The organism is Saccharolobus shibatae B12 (assembly GCF_019175345.1).
Classification (GTDB): Archaea; Thermoproteota; Thermoprotei_A; order Sulfolobales; family Sulfolobaceae; genus Saccharolobus; species Saccharolobus shibatae.
Window position 1 is genome coordinate 1,986,920 of the sequence record NZ_CP077717.1, and the last position, 21,264, is coordinate 2,008,183.

Consider the following 21,264-nt stretch of genomic DNA (forward strand, 5'->3'; position numbering starts at 1 on the left):
CTCATCCATTCGGGTCTACATCTTTAATATTAACTAATTTGTTGCACTACAGCCCATCTCTCCATTAAATTCTTTCCTTCCCTTATTATCTTAAATTGACCAAGTATTTTCTTCCATTCGTCTCCACTAACATCCATTTTATCCTTTATGAGAAAGCTTCTTGTAACGCTTATGTAAGCTAAACCATTATCCTTTAAAATCCTCTTAATCTCCTTTAGAGCCCCATTGTGGTCTGAAGTACAACATAGCATTAGGTTAGAGAAAACAAAGTCAATACTTTTATCTTTAATAAATTCCAGTTTTTGAGCTGGTGCTACATACGGTATAACGTTATTCAAAGACAACTTTTGGACTTTCTCCTTTAATCTCCTTATTGCCCTCTCGTCCGGGTCTACTGCGTAAACGGTTTTCACGATTCTAGCGAGGATTGTAGTGAAGAACCCGGGACCACATCCCAAATCCACTACCGTGTAGTCCTCTTTTAGATATTTCACGAATCTTGATAGTATCCTATTAGGAGGTGAAACCAGAGACCTTAAAGGATTATCAAGAACTAGTGGATTAATGTATCTATCGTTTTTGCTCATTAATGTGTGCATTTCTTTCTCTCTAATTAAATTTTTTCCCAATATTTAAAGGGGAACAAAGTATATAACCTTAAAAATTAGTGAAAAACACGTGTATAGAGCGATTTTCGTAGACTTTGGAAACACGCTAGTTGGTTTTAAACCAGCATTTTATGAGAAATTACAAACTATCCTGAGAGAACACGGTTACGATGTTGACATTAGAAGGGTCTTCAGAGCCTATGTGAAAGCCATGGCTGTTAATAACTATTCCCAACCAACTGATATTAAGGAATTCCTATATAATTTGAATATTCCTCCAAGTGATAGACTGATCAGCCATATAAGGGGTTCTGATATAAGGGACGGGGAAGCATTCATATATGACGATGTGATGGAATTTTTAGAAACTATTAGAAGTACCAACACTAAATTAATCTTATTAAGTAACTCATCACCTAGGACCAAAAAGTTGTTGGAGGAATTGGGATTAGTAAAGTACTTTGATGACTTAGTCTTATCTCACGAGATTGGTATTGTTAAGCCTAACCCTAAAATCTTCGCCATTGCAATTTCAAAGGGAGGATATCCAGCTTTGCATATAGGGGATATATATGAAATTGATTACGTGGGAGCTAGGAGAAGCTATGTAGATGCAATATTGTTGGACAGATACGATTTTTACCCTGAGATCAAAGAGAAAGTAAGGAATTTAAGAGAGATAATTCCAATGATCACGAAAAATCTCTAAATTTCATGTAGATATTACCATAAGTAAACTATATAGTTTATAATATCAATATAGGAAATGTTTTTAAATATTTGTACCAGTAATTAAACATGGCATTCAATGGGATAAAATTCGATACTTCTGTTCCAGGTATGGTGCCTTGGGAGATAGTTACTATCTACTTTATAGTGGGGCTTGCAATAGTATTTTACTTCGCTAGAAGGTTCGGCTTAAAGAGTTTTACAACAATTGATTTAGTTTACATTGCCGTGGGAGCTGCTTTCAGTGTGGTTTGGGAATTCTATATAGGCAGTTTCATAGGGAGATTCTTACCTAGTACGCCTTTCATAGGAGTAGGATTCTGGGGGAGAATGTTCATTCTCCTTGTTGTAGCTGCCTTAGTTAGGAAACCGGGTACTGGGATATTGAGCCTATTGATCTTTAATATACTATCAGACCTGTTCTTCTATGGTTTTGGTGGAGAACCCATGTATACCATTTATGAAGCCCTAACATATGGGTTATTCCTTGATCTTGTAATAGTAGCCAGTAGGGGCAAATTGTTCGGTATTGGATATAAAAGTGGCAATGGATCATCTGTGGCAACTAGAACTGTTGTTGGATTGGCAATATTAGAAGGCGTGATAATAGGTATATTGTTTGCAATTCCAGATCCAATCTTTTATCTCGGTTTCTTTAGGCCATTAATAAGTGGGGCCATAGTTAACTGGGCTACTATACAATTTGACTTCCTAGCCTTTATACCGGGTGATGTGATAATAGGAATTTTAGGAGCTTTAGCCGGGCAGAGGATAGCTAAAGCGGTGGGACAGTGAAGTTTGTGGAGATTAGGGATCTCCAAGTAACTTACTTAGGCAAAGATAAGCCCAGCATAGTGGTAGATAAACTTGATATAGAAGAAGGGGAATCCGTTTTAGTAACTGGTAGGTCGGGAAGTGGGAAGTCAACATTAGTGAGCGTTATTAACGGTGTAATTCCACACTTAATTAACGCAGAAGTAAAAGGAGAAGTCAGAGTTTTTGGACTTGACGTCAAGAGCACACCCACACATGAAATATCTAGATACGTGGGTACACTACTGCAAGATCCGGATACTCAAGCTTTTAATTACACTGTAATAGATGAGGTTGCTTTCGGCGTGGAAAATTACATGATAAGTAGGGATGAGATGATAAAGAGGGTCGAAGAGGCAATGAAGATATGTGGTATTTGGCATTTGAGGGATAGGGAGATTAATACTTTATCTGGAGGGGAACTTCAAAGAACTATCTTAGCGTCAGTTTTAGCCATGAGACCTAAGGCGTTAATTTTAGACGAACCAACTTCCAATATAGACCCTCAAGGTACTAGGGAAATTTTAGAGCTAGTAAAGACCTTTAGATCTGAGGGAATTAGCCTTGTCTTAGTTGAGCATAAAATAGAGAGAGTATTACCCTTTGTTGATAGAATAATTGTAGTAGAAGAGGGAAAAATTGCTGTAGATGTCAGAAAAGATGAGATTGTGGACAAGGCAGATTTTCTCCACTCTTTGGGTCTTGAAATACCAGATTATATGTTATTCTTAAAGAAAAACGGTTTTAGGAGAATAGATTACGAGTATTTAAGGAAAACTTATACTTATAAACCACCTTCTAGAATTGAGGGAAAGGGAGAAACATTATACGCAAGTCTAAAGGTTAAGACGAAAAGTGGGAGGTATCTGATTAATACTAAAATATCATTAAAACAAGGTACTATAACAGCGTTAATGGGTAAGAACGGTTCTGGGAAAACCACTTTATTGAAGGCAATTGTCGGTTTAATCGACAAGAAAAGGCTGATAGTAGAAGAGGAGAAGGTTATAGTTGGCGGTGTAGATTTAAGTAAGGCTAAGTTAGCGGAAAGGGGAAAATTCATAGCTTATTTGCCACAATTCTTTGACGTTATGTTCATAAAGAGAACCGTTGAGGATGAGGTTAAGTTCTCAATGAAGAATAGAGGTATATACGATGAGAAGAGGTTAGGAGAGGTTTTGAAGACGTTCTCTCTAGATGTCTATAGGAAGGAAGATCCCTTAGTTCTCTCCATGGGGCAAAGGAGAAGAGTTGCAATGGCCTCAGTACTAGCAGGTGGGGCTAAGGTTATACTAATGGATGAGCCGACAAGTGGACAAGACTGGTATCATAGGCAAATCTTAGGAAAAGAACTCTTAGAATTAAGGGAAAAAGGATATACTATACTGGTTGTGACTCATGATTCCAGATTTGTTGATAGATTTGCTGATTATTTATTAGTAATGAACGAGGGAAAAATCGCGCTAGAGGGGAAACCGGAGGAGGTTTTCAGTAAGTCACTAAAACATGGTATAGAACCTCCATTAGAATACGAATTGGGAGGTTTGATAAAAAATGAACAATTTAGTTGAACAAATAGTAAGTTGGGTAATTGTTCTCTACGGATCTGCAGTACCAGCTTTGTTTGTAATTTTCTTGATAGGTATAACGGGTTTAAGGGAAATAACGCGTTATGAGACTGGAAACACGTTTCTGTACAAGTTAAACCCCGTTATAAAACTAGTACTCACAATTGTAGTTATGACTGTAGCTGCTACTACTATATGGTGGATAGGTGCTATATTGACCTTAATTCTCCTATTATCGTATCTAACGCTAAACGAGGGAGTAAGGAAATTCGGATATGCGTTCTTTCTGACGCTATCGACAATATTGGGTGGAACGTGGAGCATTGCTCCTTACACTCCACTTAGTATACTACAGTTAGCCTTCCCTAATGTGAAACAGTTTACGGTAATTTGGAAATTCCCATCTTATTTCCAAGTAATGGGGTATGAGCAACAATTAACGTTAGAAGCTCTAATTTACGGCCTTCAGACTGCCTTTAGAGTAGCTCCAGTATTATTGTCAGCCTTACTGTTCATTACTACAACAACTGGGTCTGATATATTCAGGATGTTCACTAAAATAAAGATACCTATAGCGATAACGTTTTCAGTGTTAGTTGGCATAAGGATGATACCTAGGATATTTGAGCTGTTGGATACTTCAGTGAAGATGCAATATATAAGAGGGTTAGGTTATGGTAAACCGAAGATAATATCTTCCCTGTTAATAGTTTATGCGATATTTGAGGCAATAATACCGACAATGGTGTATTTGTTTAGGGGAGCCAAGAACCTGGCAATTTCCGCTGATACTAGGGGATTTAGGGCTTATCCAAGTAGGACAAGTCTAGTGGAGCTTAAGTTTACTAAACTTGATTATTATGGTCTAGTAATAATCGTAGTGTTAATAGTTTTGGCAATAGTTGCTAATTTACTTGGATTTGGGAGAACTATACCATACGTTGGAGCTTAATTTTTTTAAAAAGGATGATAAAAGTAAATTATTTAATAATAATCAATTAAAAGGAAGATAAATTTATCTACAAGAATTAACATAATTAATAATATGCCAAATAAAGATTTAAGAACAGCATTAAAAGTGGCAATATCCGCTAACCTAGGAATCTCCCACGCAAATGACCTCACTAATTCTTCATATGTAAAAAATTTTATCTCTCTCAGATCAATCTCAAGATTCATGAAATAACTATATATTTTCTATCATTAAATTATTTTCGTATATTATAGTGTATAAAACTTTAAAAGGAAACGCCGTCAACATCTAAATATGTATAGAGTTGTCGAGCTCGGCCACGTTATATCAGCTCCCTTCGCCGGCGAGATCTTAGCACATCTAGGGTTTGAGGTAATAAAGGTAGAGCCTATTCAAGGCGATCCCAGCAGGAGGGATGACGTCATGGGAGATTCCATGTTTGTTTTTAATAATAGAGGTAAGAAGTCAATTGCGATAGACCTAAAGAGCAATAAGGGAAAGGAAGTGTTCCTAAAGTTAATTAAGGAGTCTCACGTACTCATAGAAAATTTATCCCCATATACAATGGAAAAGTTAGGATTTGATGAGAAAACCCTCTTCTCAGTTAATCCAAATTTAGTCTATTGTTCGATAAAGGGTTATCCTAAGGGAAAATACGAGAATTTGCCAGCCTTCGGTACAATCATAGAGAGCATTAGTGGAATAATGGATGCGAATGGAAAGGCTAGATTACCAGCATCAATTACCGACATGAATACTTCGACCTACTGCGTGATCACTATACTTCACGCGTTATTGATGAGGAAGCCTGGACATTATAGGGTAAATATTGTACAAGCTGATGCGGTTTGGTTGGGATATTATTTAATTGCATATGAGGAGTTTGGAAAGGTCTTTGAGGGTGGTAAAGACGAGTTACCTTTCTGGGCTCCATATGAGCTATTCCGAAGTAGAGAGGAAGAGGAATTCTATTTGGCAGTGAACGATGACCCTAAATTCAGTAGATTATGTAAACTATTAGGCTTAGAGGAGTTGCTAAAGGATGAAAGGTTTAGGACTAATTCTGATAGAGTAAAAAACAGAAAGGAATTACATGAGCTATTACAAGATAAGTTCACTAAAATGAAGCTCGATGACATAGTTAACTTACTAAGTAAGAATGATATCCCTGTAGCAAAAATGAATAAACTTCAAGAAGTTGTAAATGCTGGCTTTATAGAGTGGGAAAAAAGATATAATAGCAATACAATAATTCCAAAGCTTCCATTACCCGGTTCACTAGATAATAAAAAGGAGCCCAGTTTAGGGGAAAATACCGTGGAGATATTAAGGGAATTGGGATACAACGAAGAGGAAATAAAGATAATGATAAAAGAGAATGTAATTAGGTAAAAAGAAAAATATTATTTTAGATATTATTTAATACTTCCTCCATCTGCGCCATTGAAGCTACATATCCATTTAAGGTGACTTCTATCAACGTTGGACCCTTATATGCTATTAATATGGTGTGTGGATATGGAGCATTAGAGGCGAAGTAAATCACCCTATACCCATTATATTCAGTAGAGTTATAGATTAGCATGTAGTTCTGTGAGAAGTGGTGGTGATGATGTTCATCTTGTATAAAATGGGATAGAGGAAGAACGAAGTGACTAACATTTGAAGTGAATTGAACTACGTTTATCATCATTTTAACTTTAGTCCCATTTATATTACCTACGAGCACTTCATGGTCTAATGTCTTGACATGTTGGGGAAATGGTATAGTAACGTTAGTTCCATTAGCGTAATATATGGTGATGTTTTCTGTAGGATATACTTTCAAATAAGTCTGGTTTTGCAATACTTCCCAAGAACCTCCAAAGATTGCTTGAGCTCCAGAGGAGGAGAGAGCAACAATCTTTGATGAAGAACCCATAAGGGCTGACATTGTAGTTACTGAAATTGCAACTATGGCTATCGCAAGAACTACAGGGATTAGAAGTTTAGTTTTCATATGAGATAAGGGATGTTTATCATATTTAAACTCTTTCGAAATATGTTTGTTAGTCAGTTTAATAGATATATCTTTTTTATAGTCTCTCTGTTGGAAGCGATTTGCAACTGAAAGCCTTGCCTTTTAGTTTAACTATTTGCCAAATGACTATGCTCGCCAATATTGGTATTCCATCTTAACTAGACTTGCGATGATCATCAGTTACTAATGGATTAATATACGCATATACAAATAAAGAGATCTAAGTTGCCAATTTGCTTATTAGTTCCCTTATCTGAGAAAGTGAAGCCTTGTAACCATTAAGCGTTATTTCGATCAGCGTTGAATCATTATAAGCGACTATGATCGTTTTTGAATACGTAAAAGATGTCTCTGAATAAATTATGTAATATCCATCATATTTATAATAGTTACTATTGTTGGTAAAGATCTCATTCCAACTAATATTTGACGAAAACTTCACGACAACTATTATCATCTCCACATTAGTATTATTTACATCCCCTACGAGTACCTCTTGTTCAATTGATTCCACTTTTATTAGCTGTTGCGAAGTAATATTTGTACTGTTGGCATAGTACATTGTTATCGTGCCAATAGAATTTGAATTAGTATCGTTTCGTACAACTTCCCAATTCCCACCAAAGATGACTTCAGCCTCTTGAGGGGAAAGCAAAAGATCACTTGAGGGATATACCATTATTAAAGCAAATGATATTATAATTATTAGAACTATAAAAATCAAGACTTTCTTATCCATGTGGATATGCACAGCCTTACAGTTATTTAAATTTTCATCTCTTAACTATAATATTATCATTCCAAAACATCTTGAAGAAAACTATTGTAGTAATCACAACGGGTATTACTAGGACTGATATGGAGAGTGATAGTCCAACTATCTCTGATACGAAACCAATTGTGGCTGGTACTACTAAGAACAATAAATTGTTATAAGCTGAGAAATACGAATTCACCGCATTCCTTTCAGCTATACTTGTAGCCCTACTTATCATTATGGTAGCCATGGGAAATATTGAACCGTGAGGTATTCCCAGTAGTGCTATAACTGCAAGGAAAATAGAGTAGTTCGGAGCGTATAGGATTCCAAATAACCCCAAAATTGTTATAATGACAGAGATTAGCATTGGCATTCTGAGGTTTTCGAAAGGTCTAATAGTCATTGTAAGTCTAGTTAAGAAAGACATTATATAGAATGGCAAAAAGACAAAGTAGGCATCAAAGTTAGGTAAGTTGAATCTATCCTTAGCCAATATTGCCAAGAAAGTTGTAAATGCTGCGAATGGTACATTATATGTCGTAACTGCCAATGACCCGGCTATTAGACCCTTGTTTCTGATCACTGAGATCCCACTACTCTCTCTCTTAACATCTGGGAATCTAATTCTCGATGCAATTATAACTCCTATAACTGCTATAGGAATAAACCATAAAAATACGTCCCTATAGTCATATTTAGTTAGTAAATAGACTTCAAAGGCAGGGCCTATGATCAAACTTGTACTAAGGCTAGTTGAGTATAAAGATAGAAGCCTTTCAACTGATTTCTTATCGTTTGCTAAACTCGCTGCTGTTATTAGGTTAGGCATTACTAAACCAAATGCGATTCCAGCAAAGATTGAGATTATCCATATTGATATTGCATTAGACAGATAATAGAGCGGTAAGGAAAGTAAAATTATAACGTTGGATATTACAAATACTCTCTTTCTTAGCTTAGAATTAAGTTCAGGATTAATAAATGTTGTGGCGATGAAATTGAAGGCAAATAATAATGCTGATAAAAGGCCAACCAGAGAGTTAGATAGTTGAAGGCTATATTTAGCTAATAATGGAACTGTTGTAGTAACCATGTTATTAGTGGCCCTTGCTGAGATTGTCATTAATACAAGGAGTATGGCTGAGTAAATCAATGAATGTTTTGAGCTGTCCATTGTAGATAATGTAGTTGACAAGTTAAATTTAAACTTACTTACAAAAGTAGTAAACGTGTTAACTTTTTATCGATCGAATAAGCATAGCTTTATTAGACCAGCACGATCAGTAACCCAGTATGTTTGAAAATTTAAGTGAAGATCTAAGAAAGGCTTTGAATGAAGCTGGTTACATTAAGCCTACCAGAGTTCAAGAAGCTGTTATTCCAGAACTGATGAACGGTAATAGTGTAATAGTTCAAGCCAAGACCGGATCCGGTAAGACTGCAGCGTATGTTATTCCAATTCTAGAACGAAATAGCACAGCTTTAATTTTATCACCTACTAGAGAATTGGCAACTCAAATTCTAGATGAGATAAGGAAATTAGGGAAATATAAACAAATTGACGTTAGCTTGATAATAGGTGGAATGAGTTACGATGATCAAAGACAATCCAAAATAGTAGTTGGTACGCCAGGGAGACTTTTAGATCTGTGGAGTAAGGGTAAGATTGACTTCTCTGGTTACGATTTCGTTATAGTTGATGAGGCGGATAGAATGTTAGACATGGGCTTTATAGATGACATTAGAATGATATTGAACCATTCTAATGCTAAAATTACAGGGTTCTTCTCAGCTACAATACCAGATGAAATCATGACCCTCGCCAAAGAGTTCTCTAAGGATCTTAGAGAGATCGTATTGGATGAATATAAACCGGTAGAGGAGGTTAAACAGAAATTTGTGAAGGTTAGCAATGATTGGAGCGATAAGGTATCGAAATTACTGGAGGAAATAAATGGCGAGAAAATTCTAGTATTCGCTAGGACTAGGGATAGGGCTAGGAAACTATACTATTTGTTAAAGGGGAAGGGAGTAAATGTGGGACTTTTAAGTGGGGATATGCCGCAGAGCGTTAGATTGAAGAACTTTTACGGGTTCAAAAAGGGAAAGTACAATGTTCTGGTCGCAACTGATTTGGCTTCAAGAGGAATTGACATAATAGACGTTAATAAGGTTATAAACTTCGATATTCCCAGAGATGTGGAGACTTACATACATAGAGTAGGAAGGACTGGTAGAATGGGAAGAGTGGGTCAAGCAATAACATTCTATACGTTCAGAGAAGCTGACATGATTAAAAGAATCAATAACTTACTTGCAATTTAGGAAAACGTTTTTATTTTTGAACATTCATTTCCCTTACGTGCTAAGGAATACAATATTAATAATCCTTTTATTCTTATCTACACCATTACTTGCCGTTTCGTTACCAACCGGAGTGGTAGCTTATAGTGGCCCCATATACACAAATCAAGTATTAGGTTATGCGAATATAACATCACTTCTGGCTTATAACGCATCTGGTCCAAAATTTGGAGTTCCACCTTATGGTGCTTCGCTGCAATTAAACGTCATGCTACAGGTCAATACTAGCAATGAGGAGTACTATTTCTGGCTACAAAATGTGGCAGATTTCATTACAAATGAGAGCAAGATGTTCTTTAGTGACAATATTTGGAACTCAACTACTCCATTAGCTGGAATAAACAACTTAATTGGCAAGGGTGAAATATACTCTACCTCAGACCTTTTCTCTCATTCTTCATACTACGCTTATGGCACTTATTATATTAAATATAATTTCCCATTTTCGTTTTACCTTATAGTAAATGAAAGTCATAATAATCAAGGAGTATATGTTAGTTTCGGTTACGTTATTCTTCAGAACGGAAATATAACTTTACCAAATCCAACATTTTACGATACAGTTTTCATCCCAGTTAATAATTTGACCTCTGCCTCAATTATAATAGCTAATCAGACTACTCCTAATTTAAACTTAGGTATTATAACATATTTGGGAAACTACTTAGATGCTGAATTGGTATGGGGAGGATTTGGGAATGGTGCATCTACAACGTTCTTAAACATGTCCTCTTATCTAGCATTACTGTACATGAAAAACGGTAAATGGGTACCATTTTCACAAGTATATAATTACGGGAGTGACACAGCAGAGTCTACTAATAATTTACGTGTTACCATAGCAAAAAATAGAGACGCATACGTTACAATAGGAAAGCAGAATCCCGGATTGTTGACTACTAACTTTAACCCTTCAATCCCTGGCTTCTTATACTTGAATATTAGTAGTAAAATACCGTTTCTAGTTAATAACGTCATTTCACGTACTTTCTCTGGTTACGTTTCAGCCCCAATTAAATTAGGCTTCTTTATGAATTATTCCATTAACTCATCCTCCTTTGCAGTCCTCAATGGAAACTATCCTAGCTTAATAGAACCTAACGTCAGTTGGTTCAAGATTTTGAACATTATCCCTAACTACACATATTACTACTTGGTGAGAGTAAACTCATCTATTCCAGTTATTGCTGAGATAAATGGCAAACAAATTACCTTAAATGATACAAATTGGTTTGTTCAAGATACTCAAATCAGTATAGTCAATTACACATATCATAATGGTAGCGATGAGAGATACGTTATTTCATCAATTTCACCATCATCATCATTTGACATTACCAAACCTTTGAACGTAACCATAAACACAATAAAACAATATCGAGTTGTAATAAACTCCAATTTACCGGTATATTTGAATGGTAAAAGAGTTAATGGAGGCTTATGGATTAACGCTGATACAACTGTTAAATTAAGTGCGAGTATTCCCTTTTATGAAGTGGGAAGGTTTATCGGGACCTATAACTTAACACCAGGAGAAACCATAGTGGTGAGTAAACCGATAATTGAGACATTGAAGTTATCCTTTAATACCATACTATTAGGGATAATGGCGTTAATAGGCGTAATAATCGTTGTAATGGCGTTAATACTGAGAAAGAAAAGATAAAGTTATAGTGTGACTTTTTTGAACCTAAGTCTTACGTGAATATAAGCCAAAAATAACCCTATAAACATTGAGAGAATTATAAGCGCTAATGTATTGAAATTGATTATGGGCTTCATGGGTGAATATAGCTCTATACCTTGAAATAGAATGAGTGAAAGTCCTAAAGCCATTACGCCTATGATTATGTATTTCAATTTATTGTTTACATTCTGAAATTGTAGTCTTCTTCTCCATAATTCCCCCGTGAAATAAAATAGCACTATTCCAATTGTAATGAAGATGTATTTTACAAATACGGTATATAGAAATAATTCCCACCATTTAACAAGATGATTTAGCTCATATAACTGAATGAACACGAAAGAGGAGTAGAATATCATCCAATCAACTAATCTACTGTTCTTAAAGGGGCCGTAAATTCTAATCCAAGGCATCTTAACTATCTCCTTCAACCCTGGATCTGCAGTCTTATTTATTATGCTCACCGGATCCTCAAGATACCACATCATTCCTTTACTTTTCCTTATATTACCATGGTAGTCTAGTTCGTAATTCTTTACCAACCTACCTAAAGGGAAAAACAGTTCTACACCTCTATCGGTAGGTGATGTGAGTAAATCTAAAGCCATGTGAAGAAATATTCCTAACCCTAGGTAAAAGTTGAAATAGGTTACTGCTAGAGCGAAAAAGATGTTGTGGAAGAGAGCTCTATGTAGTTGATATTTAGCAAATATTTTCCTCTTAGTGAACACGTATTCCCTGTCCAGGTCAGGTATTGCTGCTCCTATCCCTACTAATACAGCTAAGGTTATATCATTGTGAAATAAAATTAAGCCAAACGCTAAGGCTAGTAGTATGTGACTGTGTAAATTCATATTATGTTGTTACCTTTTCTCGTCATAATAAATTTTATGGCAACATGAAATCAATAAATTCGTGGTTATAACCTTTGAATAATTAAATCTTTTTCTACGGAAAATTGAATAGTAAAAACAAGAAAAGTTATCAAGGAAAAACTTAATAGAGTTTCTGAGACGTAAAGAGAAAAAGGAGATTTAATAGCTTCCACCTAATGTATGAGTTTAAAAGTAAATTGTTTCCAAATAATACTTGCTGATCTTCACAAATCTCAAAACTAGCATAGACGAGTATTTACTAGAGGTAAGGCTTTTTATATATAAATTGAAGGTAGTTGGAATCATCCATGATGAAACTTAGTTGGGGCGATCAAGTTCTCATTGCAAATTCACTATATTTCAAAAATTATGACGAATTTAACTGAGTAAAAACGGTCTATAAAGATAATACATGTCTAATCGTGACATAGCGTCGTCATTAGTATATAAATTTATAAAAAGAGAAATCTCTACAAATAGTAGATGCAAAATAACGTTTTGTATATCTTATTCTAATATACAAATATAAATATCTCAATGACGACACTAAGAATCATGTTATCATTTTTATATTTATATTATTCGCAAATTATAATCGCAATGGATCCCAGAATCGTCATTTAGTTGAAAAGTATCTCGATAAAAATAACGAGACTTTTAGATTTTGTATTTTATTTAACTAGAAACTTTTCAACTATATTGGGAAATTCTATTCATTGATATAGATTAATGTTTAAGTTTTAATGAGTAAAAAATTTAAGGAAGTAAAAAACGATTGGTAAATTATGAAGGAAGAAACTAAAGTTTCAATCGCGGCAATGATAGGTATAGCATTCGAATTTTATGATTTTTTGATATTCGGTTTCGTAGCGGGCATTTTAGCCAGCTTATTCTTCCCATCTGGAAATAAAATAGTGTCACTTCTTGACACGTTTGCTGTATTTGCTACAGGTTTTGCTGGTAGACCTTTAGGTGCTATAGTATTTGGTCATCTAGGTGATAAGATAGGAAGAAAATATACGTTAATAATTACAATGACATTAATGGGATTATCGTCATTATTTACTGGTTTGCTACCGAGTTATGCCACATTGGGTATTTTAGCACCCACGTTATTGACAATTTTAAGATTGCTTCAAGGGTTTTCACTTGGAGGTGAATTCGGAGGAGGAATTACTCTCTCAGCGGAATTTGCAGACCCTGGGAAAAGAGCTTTTTATACCGGAATTGCTCAAATGGCCCAAGGCATAGGCCCACTGATGGCTACGGGATTAATATTCGCCTTCAGTAGTATTATGTTACCTAATACTTTCGCATCTATTGGCTGGAGAATACTTTTTGTAATTGGTGCATTTATCGCAGTAATAGGAGTTATAATTAGGCTAAAAATTTCTGAATCGCCGGTGTTCAAAAAAGTTAAAGAGAAGAATGAGATTTCCCATTTCCCATTAGGTGATGCTTTCAGAATGTATTGGAGAAGGATACTGTTGGGTTTAGGATTCATAGTAGGTGGTACCACAATGACATATGCCACTAGTGTTTTCGCATCCTCGTATTTAGAAGACGTAATAGGAGTACCTGCACGAGTCGTTTCATTGGCATTAACGATAGGATACATTGTTGAGGCAATATCTATACTCTTGTTCGCAATGCTTGCCGATAAAGTAGGAAGAAAGCCATTAATGGTAGCGACTGCAGTGGGCTTACTAGTCCTTGTATATCCATATTTCTTATTAATCTCCACTGGTCAATTCTTACTAATATTGTTAGCTCAAATTATATATTCCGTGGTAGGTTCAATGTCAACTGGAGCATATGCGGCTGCATTAACAGAGTTGTTCCCAACCAAGGTAAGGTATACAGCCTTATCCTTTGATTACCATGTGGGAGTCGCGGTATTTGGAGGAACCACACCATTCATTGCAAGCTATTTGATTTACGCTACTGGGTACAAATTAGCACCAGTGTATTGGGGAATAGCTGGGATGATTGTAACGTTAATAGCGTACTTGTTGTATAAGGAAACCAAAGGAACAGTGTTCGAGGGACAAGAAACAATAAAAAGATAAGATGATGGTCATGGAGCTAGCCATAAGAGACGGAATCGTTTTTAACGGAAAGGAAGTGATAGGGAAAGCTAATATCTATATTAGAGAAGGAAAAATTGTAGAAGTATCTAGAGAAGATCACAGTGCTAAAATGGAAATTGATGCTAAAGACATGTTCGTAATGCCGGGATTAATCGACGCTCATATTCATCTTTCTGGAATCAAAGGTGGTAGTCTATTAAAGATAATGTTTGAGAAACCAGAGTACAGAGTACTTCGCGCTGCTAAATGGCTAGAAAAATTATTGTTAGCCGGATTTACGACTGTTAGGGACTGTGGAGAGACAGTATCGTTAGCCTTAAAGAGGGCTATAAACGAGGGAACTATAAGTGGGCCTAAGGTAATTGCAGCTGGGAAACCTATTACTCAAACTTTTGGACATGGGGAGTTAAGTCACGATGTACCGTTAGAGTTCTCAAAAACGTTAAGCTTTTCTGAATTTTGTGACGGAGTGGAATCATGTATTCACGCCGCCAGAAAAGTTCTAAGGGATGGTGCTGATTTCATCAAAATATTCGCAACTGGTGGAGTGCTATCACAGAGGGATAGACCAGAACATCCTCAGCTAAGTTATGAGGAAATTAGGGCAATAGTCAATGAAGCTGAAAAAGTAAATACTTACGTAGCAGCTCATGCTCATGGAGATAGGGGAGCAAGGATTGCAATAGAGGCTGGGATAAAAACGTTAGAACACGGCACCTTACTTAAGGATGAGACGCTAAAGTTAATGAGGGAGAAAAACGTAACCTTGACTCCAACATTAGCAATTCAAGAGTTAATATTCAAATACGGTAAACAGATTGGAGTTGATGAGTGGGGACTTCAAAAGATCACTTCCGTAAGGGAGAGTATTGCAAATGTTGTTAGAAAGGCTAAGGAGTATGGGGTTACAATAATAAGCGGTACTGATCTGGGCTTTGAGACAGGATTGGAGGAGATTGACATGGGGAAGAATTGGATGGAGACTGTGTTGCTTGTTGAGAGAGGAGGACTGTCTCCAATTGAGGCTTTAAGAGCTTCAACTTATGATGCTGGAATGGCTATTGGAATTAACGCTGGTGCCATAGAGATTGGAAGAGATGCTGACATCATAATTATTAATGGCGATCCTACGCAAAATATGAGGGAAATATCTAAGGTAACTAATGTAATTCAAAACGGAAAATTGGTAGTGGAGAATAATAAGTCAATTAAAGGTTAAGTTTTTCTTCTCTTTTTTATAAACCTTTTAAGTTTTAAATGTATAATTAACTTATGGCGAGTTATGAAGAAGTTAGAAAGAGTTTTTCATGGAATGAGGTAATTAAATCTTTAGATAAGAACCCACTAGACGTGTTGACTTCTCACGATGGTATAGCAATTAAAAGATTTACTAAGGACGTTGTGGAGGAGATAAGCTTCTCAGATCTTAAAAGAAAGGCGTTGAGACTTGCCTTATATCTCAGGGAGTTTCATGATGTTAAGAAGGGAGACGTGATAGCTGTATTGGCTTCAAAGAAAATAGAACAAGTTATAGTACTTTTAGCAACGTTGTCGCTGGGAGCAATTTATCAGCCATTATTCACTGCATTTGGGCCGGAAGCGATTAAGATGAGGACTAGGGATGTGAAGCCAAAAGTTATCTTTTGCCAAAATGATCAAAAGGATAAGGTAAGTGATGCGATACCTTTCTCCAAGTTCGACGAATTATTAAGTTACGGTGAATTGAAGAATATTGAAAAGATAAATTGGGATGACCCAATAGTTTTACTTTACACGTCTGGTACTACCGGAGCTCCTAAAGGGGCTCTAATCGCTAAGAGGTTATTACTCAACACTTATGTTTACATGAAATATGGTATAGGTATTAGGGAAAGTGACGTATTTTGGAACCCTGCAGACCCTGGATGGGCTTACGGATTGTATTATGGTATAATAGGACCACTGATGTTCGGAAAGACCGTTATTTTCCTTGACGAGCCGTTTAACCCGGAGAGGACAATGGAGTTCATGAAGGAGAATAAGGTTACTAATTTTGCCTTCGCACCCACGGCATATAGGATGATAGCCGGAACGATTAAGAGGAAATATGATTTAGTATTAGAAAGAGCTAGTTCTGCTGGTGAACCGCTTAATCCAGAAGTTATAAGATGGTTTATGGATAATTACAATGTTACTATCAAGGATCATTATGGACAAACCGAAGTTGGAATGGTTGTTTATAACGGCTGGGGATATGAAACAAAAATAAAAATAGGGAGTATGGGACTACCAGCTCCCGGTTATGAGGTAGATGTAATAGAGGATATTATAGCTGTCAAAAGAGATTCACCAGGTTTTCACTTCTTAGGATATTTAAATAATCCAGAGAAGACCAAGGAATCATTTAGAGGCGATTGGTACTTAACTGGTGACAACGCGTATAAGGATGAGGAAGGATATTTCTGGTTTGTTGGAAGGAAGGATGACGTGGTTAAGGTATCCGGTTATAGGGTTGGACCATTTGAAGTTGAGAGCGTACTTCTAGAATTTCCCGCAGTACTAGAGTCGGCTGTTGTTGCCGACGAAGATCCAATACGGGGACATATATTGCACGCTTATATTGTACTTAAAAGTGGATATACGCCGAGTGAGGAATTGAAGAAAGAGATCATTAATTTCGTCAATAGCAAATACTCTAGACACGTACATCTTGAGAAGGTTGATTTTGTGGATAAGCTTCCTAAAACCGAGAGTGGTAAAATACAGAGATATTTATTAAGAAAGAAATAAAAATCCTTTATTTTACCTTATTAATTTCATATATGCATTATGTTATTCTCTTTTTCTCCAAACCTAAGTATATCATTAAACTCAAAAATAGTCCTAAATACCAACCGTAGTCGTATAGCAAAGCTAACTGAGGAACTAGAAATCCTATTACTGGAACAGAAAACCCTATTACCATTGCAATTAATGCATTAATATTATAACCTGATACATACCAATACCTTCCATTTGGCTTAAATAGGTCTGCTAGTTTAATTTCAGTCTTTCCTAAAATCCAGTAGTGAGCAATCATGACTCCTGCAACAGAACCTAAACCCGCTCCAATCAAATTTATCACATTTTCTATACTTGAGGCGCTATTATACCACAACCATGGGGCGTAAAGTAAACCCAGAACTGCAGATACAATAGCTGATTTAGACCACGTGTTAAGCTTCTTTGGGAATAAACTTATCAAGTCGTAAACCGGTGAGACGATATTCGCAGCAACGTTAACTGAGATTGTTGCAATGACTAAACTGATTCCTAAGATTAACGTTATGTATAGATTGTCAGTAAAGAGATACATTATATTAACTGGATTAACGTAATTAATTGCTTCGCTACTTGGAATATGGTAAATGTAAATCACTGCAGATGCTAACCCAACTGCTATGAAGCTGAAAAGCAACGTAAGTATAGGTAGACCAACAGTTTGTCCTATTAGTTGGTCCCTCTGGCTTCTAGAAAATCTCGTGAAGTCAGGAATGTTTAGAACTAATGTTGCCCAAAAACCTGCCATTGTGGATACTGCTAAGGCTATGTTAGCTAATGAAATGCTACTGCCCTTTATTTGGAACAATGGTGATAGGCCATTTGCAAGAGTAACTACTTGAATCATTAAACCTCCTAAGATTACTATTACCAAGGGGCCAGCAATTAGTTCGAATTTCCTTATCTCATCCATTCCCTTAAACAATACTAATACGTTAAGTAACCAAAAGAGGAAGAACGAAATTGCCAGATGGAGTGGCATTCCTAAGAGTTCTACTGAGATTGTTGACCATGAGGGATAGAAGATTGAGATGAGGGCATCTAATATTAGACCCCCTGCGTAAGTTTCTACGGAAAACCAAAACAGTGCTGAAATTGCCCTCATTATTACTGGTACTCTAGCACCCTTTATTCCGAACATTGGTCTAATTGATGAGGGAAATGGAACTCCCCATTTTGTACCTATATGCCCATTTAAGTATAGCGCTATTAACAAAGTAAAGTAAGCTATTGCAATGGTCATTAACGCTATTAGGGGACCGAATTCAAATGTTAGTAGTCCAGCTAACATAAATGCGGGAACGTTATGTATCATTCCAGCCCATATTGTAGTGTAATTTATCCATGTCCATGTTTTTGCGCTTTTAGGAAGTGGTGCTATATTTGGATTGTAGTAATTGTCTGGTACTACAGTCCTTCCTTGATTATATTCTGTTAAGTCCAAATTAACGTGGTTTATTTCTTGTTCTGACATCTTTCACTATTGCTAAAAAGTGGTATATAAATTAAACTGATTAAAAGAGAGAGTAATTTTTAATCTAATCATGAATTAGGAAATACCAAAAATCTCCAATATTCTATAATTATGTTTCTCAAATTTACTAGAGTCGATGTAAATAGATAAAAGGAAAAACGACTTATACGATATTATATATACATTATTTATGAGGTGTGTTTTTTGACATATAATAATTCTGAGAAAAAATTGAGAATTCGTCCTAGTTCATCTCTCCTGAGGTCACCAATTCAGTAAGAGTTTAATTCCGCATTTGCGAACTACGAAATCATTACCTCTTAAACTGTACGATTAGCGTACACTTCTTTAGATATTACTTTAAAAAGACCTATCTTATTTCGTAAATAATTTGTATGACAAGCGTCAGTAACTCCGATAAGTTGTTAAGGAAAGAGTTGGGTCTCTTGGATCTAACCTTTTTATCTTTAAGTGCAATGATAGGTTCAGGTTGGTTACTAGCTTCATTAAGCGTGGCATCTATAGCGGGCCCCTCTGGAGTTTTATCTTGGATAATAGCTGGGATAATGACAATGTTTATAGGGTTAGCCTACGCTGAACTCGGGAGTTCAATACCTAAAACTGGTGGGATAGTTAGATATCCAGTTTACTCCCACGGAAGTTACACCGGATTTGTCATAGCGTTCCTTTATCTTCTCTCGGCAATCTCTACGCCTTCTATAGAGGCTTTAGCAACAATCGAATACTTAACTAGTGTAAACCCCACTTTGAGTAAATTGCTTACTAACTCAACGGTTATTAACGGCACACCAATTACTATATTGACGCTTCCCGGATTAATGTTTTCCGTTCTTTTATTATTTATCTATTTCTTAGTAAATTATTATGGTATAAAGATCTTAGGGAAAACGAATTCTGCCATAACTGTTTGGAAATTGATCATACCAATTGTTACATTTGTGTTGCTATTTTTCGCATTTAAGTCAAGTAATTTTACAAATTATGGAGGAATATTTCCGAAAAGTGTTGCATCAAATTATGTCGGTCCAGTCGGTATGCTGTATGCAATACCCTCAGCTGGGATAATCTACTCATATTTAGGATTTAGACAACCAATAGAGTACTCTGGAGAGGCCAAAAATCCTGAAAAGAACGTATGGAGAGCCATAATTCTCTCGATAATAATTGCCATACTAATTTACACTTTCCTACAAATAGCTTTTATAGGTGCAATAAATTGGATATCTGCTGGAATAACTCCAGGCAATTGGTCAGCACTACTGAATAGTAAGTGGGCTAACAGTCCATTCTACAGTGAGCTGGAAGCTGAAGGACTAGCGATAGCTGGAGCCTGGGGATATGTACTTTTAATAGATGCGGTTCTATCTCCCAGTGGAACTGGATTAGTTTATACTGGTACATCAGCTAGGACACTTTATGGTTTAGCAGCAGAAGAATATTTCCCATTAATATTTAAGAAATTAAATAGCTATAGAATCCCTATGTGGTCCTTAATTACATCCTTAATAGCCAGTATCATATTCCTACTTCCGTTTCCAAGTTGGTATTTATTAGTTGGATTCAACTCCTCAGCTACTGTACTCACGTATATTATGGGCGGTATAGGTTTACAAACCTTGAGAAAAACAGCCCCTGATTTAAAGAGAGGAATTAAGATACCTTTTGCAAGCATTATAGCGCCAGTTGCTACAATAGTTTCCTTGCTAATAGTGTATTGGGCAGGGTTTACAACATTGTTTTATATCATCTCAGCTTTATTTATTGGAATTCCAATCTTCTGGATAAATTATGCTGTGAAGATTCTAGGACTAAAGAAATGGATTGGTATTAGCTTAGGAATATCACAACTAGTTGTAAATATCATATTAACTATAATCGGATATTATAACCTAGTTTTGAGTAACGATAATCCTTTACTATACTTTACACTATTTATATTGATGGCGTTAACACCCTTAATAGTTGCTTATCTAACTGTAAACACTAATGAGAAAGTACACCTGAAGAGTGGATTTTGGCTTATGGGCTTAATTATTGCAATTTACATTATTAGTTATCTTAGTGAATTTGGACCATCAGGCAACTCTGCTCCTATAAGATTCCCTTATGATATTGTAATAGTTTCGATAATAGGTATAATATTCCATTATCTAGCCGTTTTAAGTGGTTTTAGAACCAAGGAAATAGAGGAAATTGTTGAGGATCAGAAGGAGAGAGGAGATTAATTGAAAAAATGTTACTTCGAATCCTAATGAAAACTTTTTAATCAAGAAATTATATCTTATTTTAGGTCGAAAAATCATGCTAAAATAATGAAAAGTAGTAACTGCTTATTATGATCGATTCGAATTTCAAAACAATTTCTAAAAAGCAAATAACAACTAAAAACTATTTATTACATTTTGGTAGCATATCAATTAATAAATTCCCTTTTTATATCGTTTTGACTTTTTCACCTAAAGAAAATTGTGAGTTAAGAAAAT

17 protein-coding genes are annotated in these 21,264 nt (G+C 35.8%); 11 read left to right on the forward strand and 6 right to left on the reverse strand.

What is annotated here, in order from left to right; translation table 11 throughout:
• Positions 1–29: 29 nt before the first annotated feature.
• Complete coding sequence (locus J5U23_RS10475) at positions 30–599, reverse strand: class I SAM-dependent methyltransferase (RefSeq protein ID WP_218260276.1); 570 nt, start codon at positions 597–599, stop codon at positions 30–32.
• Between the two features lie 79 nt (positions 600–678).
• On the opposite strand from J5U23_RS10475, the gene J5U23_RS10480 reads away from it, so the two are divergent.
• The 5 genes from J5U23_RS10480 (at position 679) to J5U23_RS10500 (ending at position 6,083) form a co-directional block, all read left to right on the forward strand.
• On the forward strand, positions 679–1,317 hold the full coding sequence (locus J5U23_RS10480; RefSeq protein ID WP_218266113.1) for an HAD family hydrolase: 639 nt from the start codon (positions 679–681) through the stop codon (positions 1,315–1,317).
• An 89-nt stretch (positions 1,318–1,406) separates the two neighbouring features.
• A complete protein-coding gene (locus tag J5U23_RS10485) occupies positions 1,407–2,132 on the forward strand; it encodes a hypothetical protein (RefSeq protein ID WP_218260707.1) in 726 nt (241 codons plus the stop codon).
• Positions 2,129–3,721, forward strand: coding sequence for an ABC transporter ATP-binding protein (locus tag J5U23_RS10490; RefSeq protein WP_218266114.1), 1,593 nt, complete (start codon positions 2,129–2,131; stop codon positions 3,719–3,721). The genes J5U23_RS10485 and J5U23_RS10490 overlap by 4 nt, the downstream gene beginning before the upstream one ends.
• On the forward strand, positions 3,705–4,670 hold the full coding sequence (locus J5U23_RS10495; RefSeq protein WP_218266115.1) for an energy-coupling factor transporter transmembrane component T family protein: 966 nt from the start codon (positions 3,705–3,707) through the stop codon (positions 4,668–4,670). Before J5U23_RS10490 ends, J5U23_RS10495 begins: the two co-directional genes overlap by 17 nt.
• A 315-nt stretch (positions 4,671–4,985) precedes the next feature.
• Positions 4,986–6,083 carry a CaiB/BaiF CoA transferase family protein gene (locus J5U23_RS10500; protein ID WP_218266116.1) on the forward strand — a complete coding sequence of 366 codons (1,098 nt, stop codon included), beginning with the start codon at positions 4,986–4,988 and terminating at the stop codon, positions 6,081–6,083.
• Between the two features lie 16 nt (positions 6,084–6,099).
• On the opposite strand, the gene J5U23_RS10505 is transcribed toward J5U23_RS10500, so the two are convergent.
• The 3 genes from J5U23_RS10505 to J5U23_RS10515 all read right to left on the reverse strand — a co-directional run bounded on the left by J5U23_RS10505 (position 6,100) and on the right by J5U23_RS10515 (position 8,645).
• Positions 6,100–6,690, reverse strand: a complete 591-nt coding sequence (locus J5U23_RS10505; RefSeq protein ID WP_218266117.1) for a zinc ribbon domain-containing protein — start codon at positions 6,688–6,690, stop codon at positions 6,100–6,102.
• Positions 6,691–6,931: 241 nt separating this feature from the next.
• A complete protein-coding gene (locus tag J5U23_RS10510; protein ID WP_218266118.1) occupies positions 6,932–7,450 on the reverse strand; it encodes a hypothetical protein in 519 nt (172 codons plus the stop codon).
• A gap of 34 nt (positions 7,451–7,484) precedes the next feature.
• Positions 7,485–8,645: an MFS transporter gene (locus J5U23_RS10515; protein ID WP_218258199.1), complete on the reverse strand. Its 1,161-nt coding sequence runs from the start codon at positions 8,643–8,645 to the stop codon at positions 7,485–7,487.
• Between the two features lie 119 nt (positions 8,646–8,764).
• Here J5U23_RS10515 and J5U23_RS10520 point away from each other — a divergent pair, with 119 nt between their 5' ends.
• Positions 8,765–9,796, forward strand: a complete 1,032-nt coding sequence (locus J5U23_RS10520) for a DEAD/DEAH box helicase (RefSeq protein ID WP_218266119.1) — start codon at positions 8,765–8,767, stop codon at positions 9,794–9,796.
• A 37-nt stretch (positions 9,797–9,833) separates the two neighbouring features.
• A complete protein-coding gene (locus J5U23_RS10525) occupies positions 9,834–11,501 on the forward strand; it encodes a thermopsin (protein ID WP_218266120.1) in 1,668 nt (555 codons plus the stop codon).
• A 2-nt stretch (positions 11,502–11,503) separates the two neighbouring features.
• On the opposite strand, the gene J5U23_RS10530 is transcribed toward J5U23_RS10525, so the two are convergent.
• Positions 11,504–12,376 carry a metal-dependent hydrolase gene (locus tag J5U23_RS10530; RefSeq protein ID WP_218266121.1) on the reverse strand — a complete coding sequence of 291 codons (873 nt, stop codon included), beginning with the start codon at positions 12,374–12,376 and terminating at the stop codon, positions 11,504–11,506.
• 806 nt (positions 12,377–13,182) lie between these two features.
• Between J5U23_RS10530 and J5U23_RS10535 the strand changes: the two genes are divergently transcribed.
• The 3 genes from J5U23_RS10535 to J5U23_RS10545 are packed head-to-tail and all read left to right on the forward strand — an operon-like array spanning position 13,183 to position 17,256.
• Positions 13,183–14,466: an MFS transporter gene (locus tag J5U23_RS10535; protein WP_218266122.1), complete on the forward strand. Its 1,284-nt coding sequence runs from the start codon at positions 13,183–13,185 to the stop codon at positions 14,464–14,466.
• Between the two features lie 10 nt (positions 14,467–14,476).
• Entirely contained in the window at positions 14,477–15,706 is a 1,230-nt protein-coding gene (locus tag J5U23_RS10540; protein ID WP_218266123.1) for a metal-dependent hydrolase family protein, read from the forward strand.
• A 53-nt stretch (positions 15,707–15,759) separates the two neighbouring features.
• A complete protein-coding gene (locus J5U23_RS10545) occupies positions 15,760–17,256 on the forward strand; it encodes an acyl-CoA synthetase (protein ID WP_218266124.1) in 1,497 nt (498 codons plus the stop codon).
• A 37-nt stretch (positions 17,257–17,293) separates the two neighbouring features.
• On the opposite strand, the gene J5U23_RS10550 is transcribed toward J5U23_RS10545, so the two are convergent.
• Positions 17,294–18,760 carry an NCS1 family nucleobase:cation symporter-1 gene (locus J5U23_RS10550; protein WP_218266125.1) on the reverse strand — a complete coding sequence of 489 codons (1,467 nt, stop codon included), beginning with the start codon at positions 18,758–18,760 and terminating at the stop codon, positions 17,294–17,296.
• Between the two features lie 395 nt (positions 18,761–19,155).
• Here J5U23_RS10550 and J5U23_RS10555 point away from each other — a divergent pair, with 395 nt between their 5' ends.
• Positions 19,156–21,006 carry an APC family permease gene (locus J5U23_RS10555; RefSeq protein WP_218266126.1) on the forward strand — a complete coding sequence of 617 codons (1,851 nt, stop codon included), beginning with the start codon at positions 19,156–19,158 and terminating at the stop codon, positions 21,004–21,006.
• The last annotated feature ends 258 nt before the right edge of the window (positions 21,007–21,264 follow it).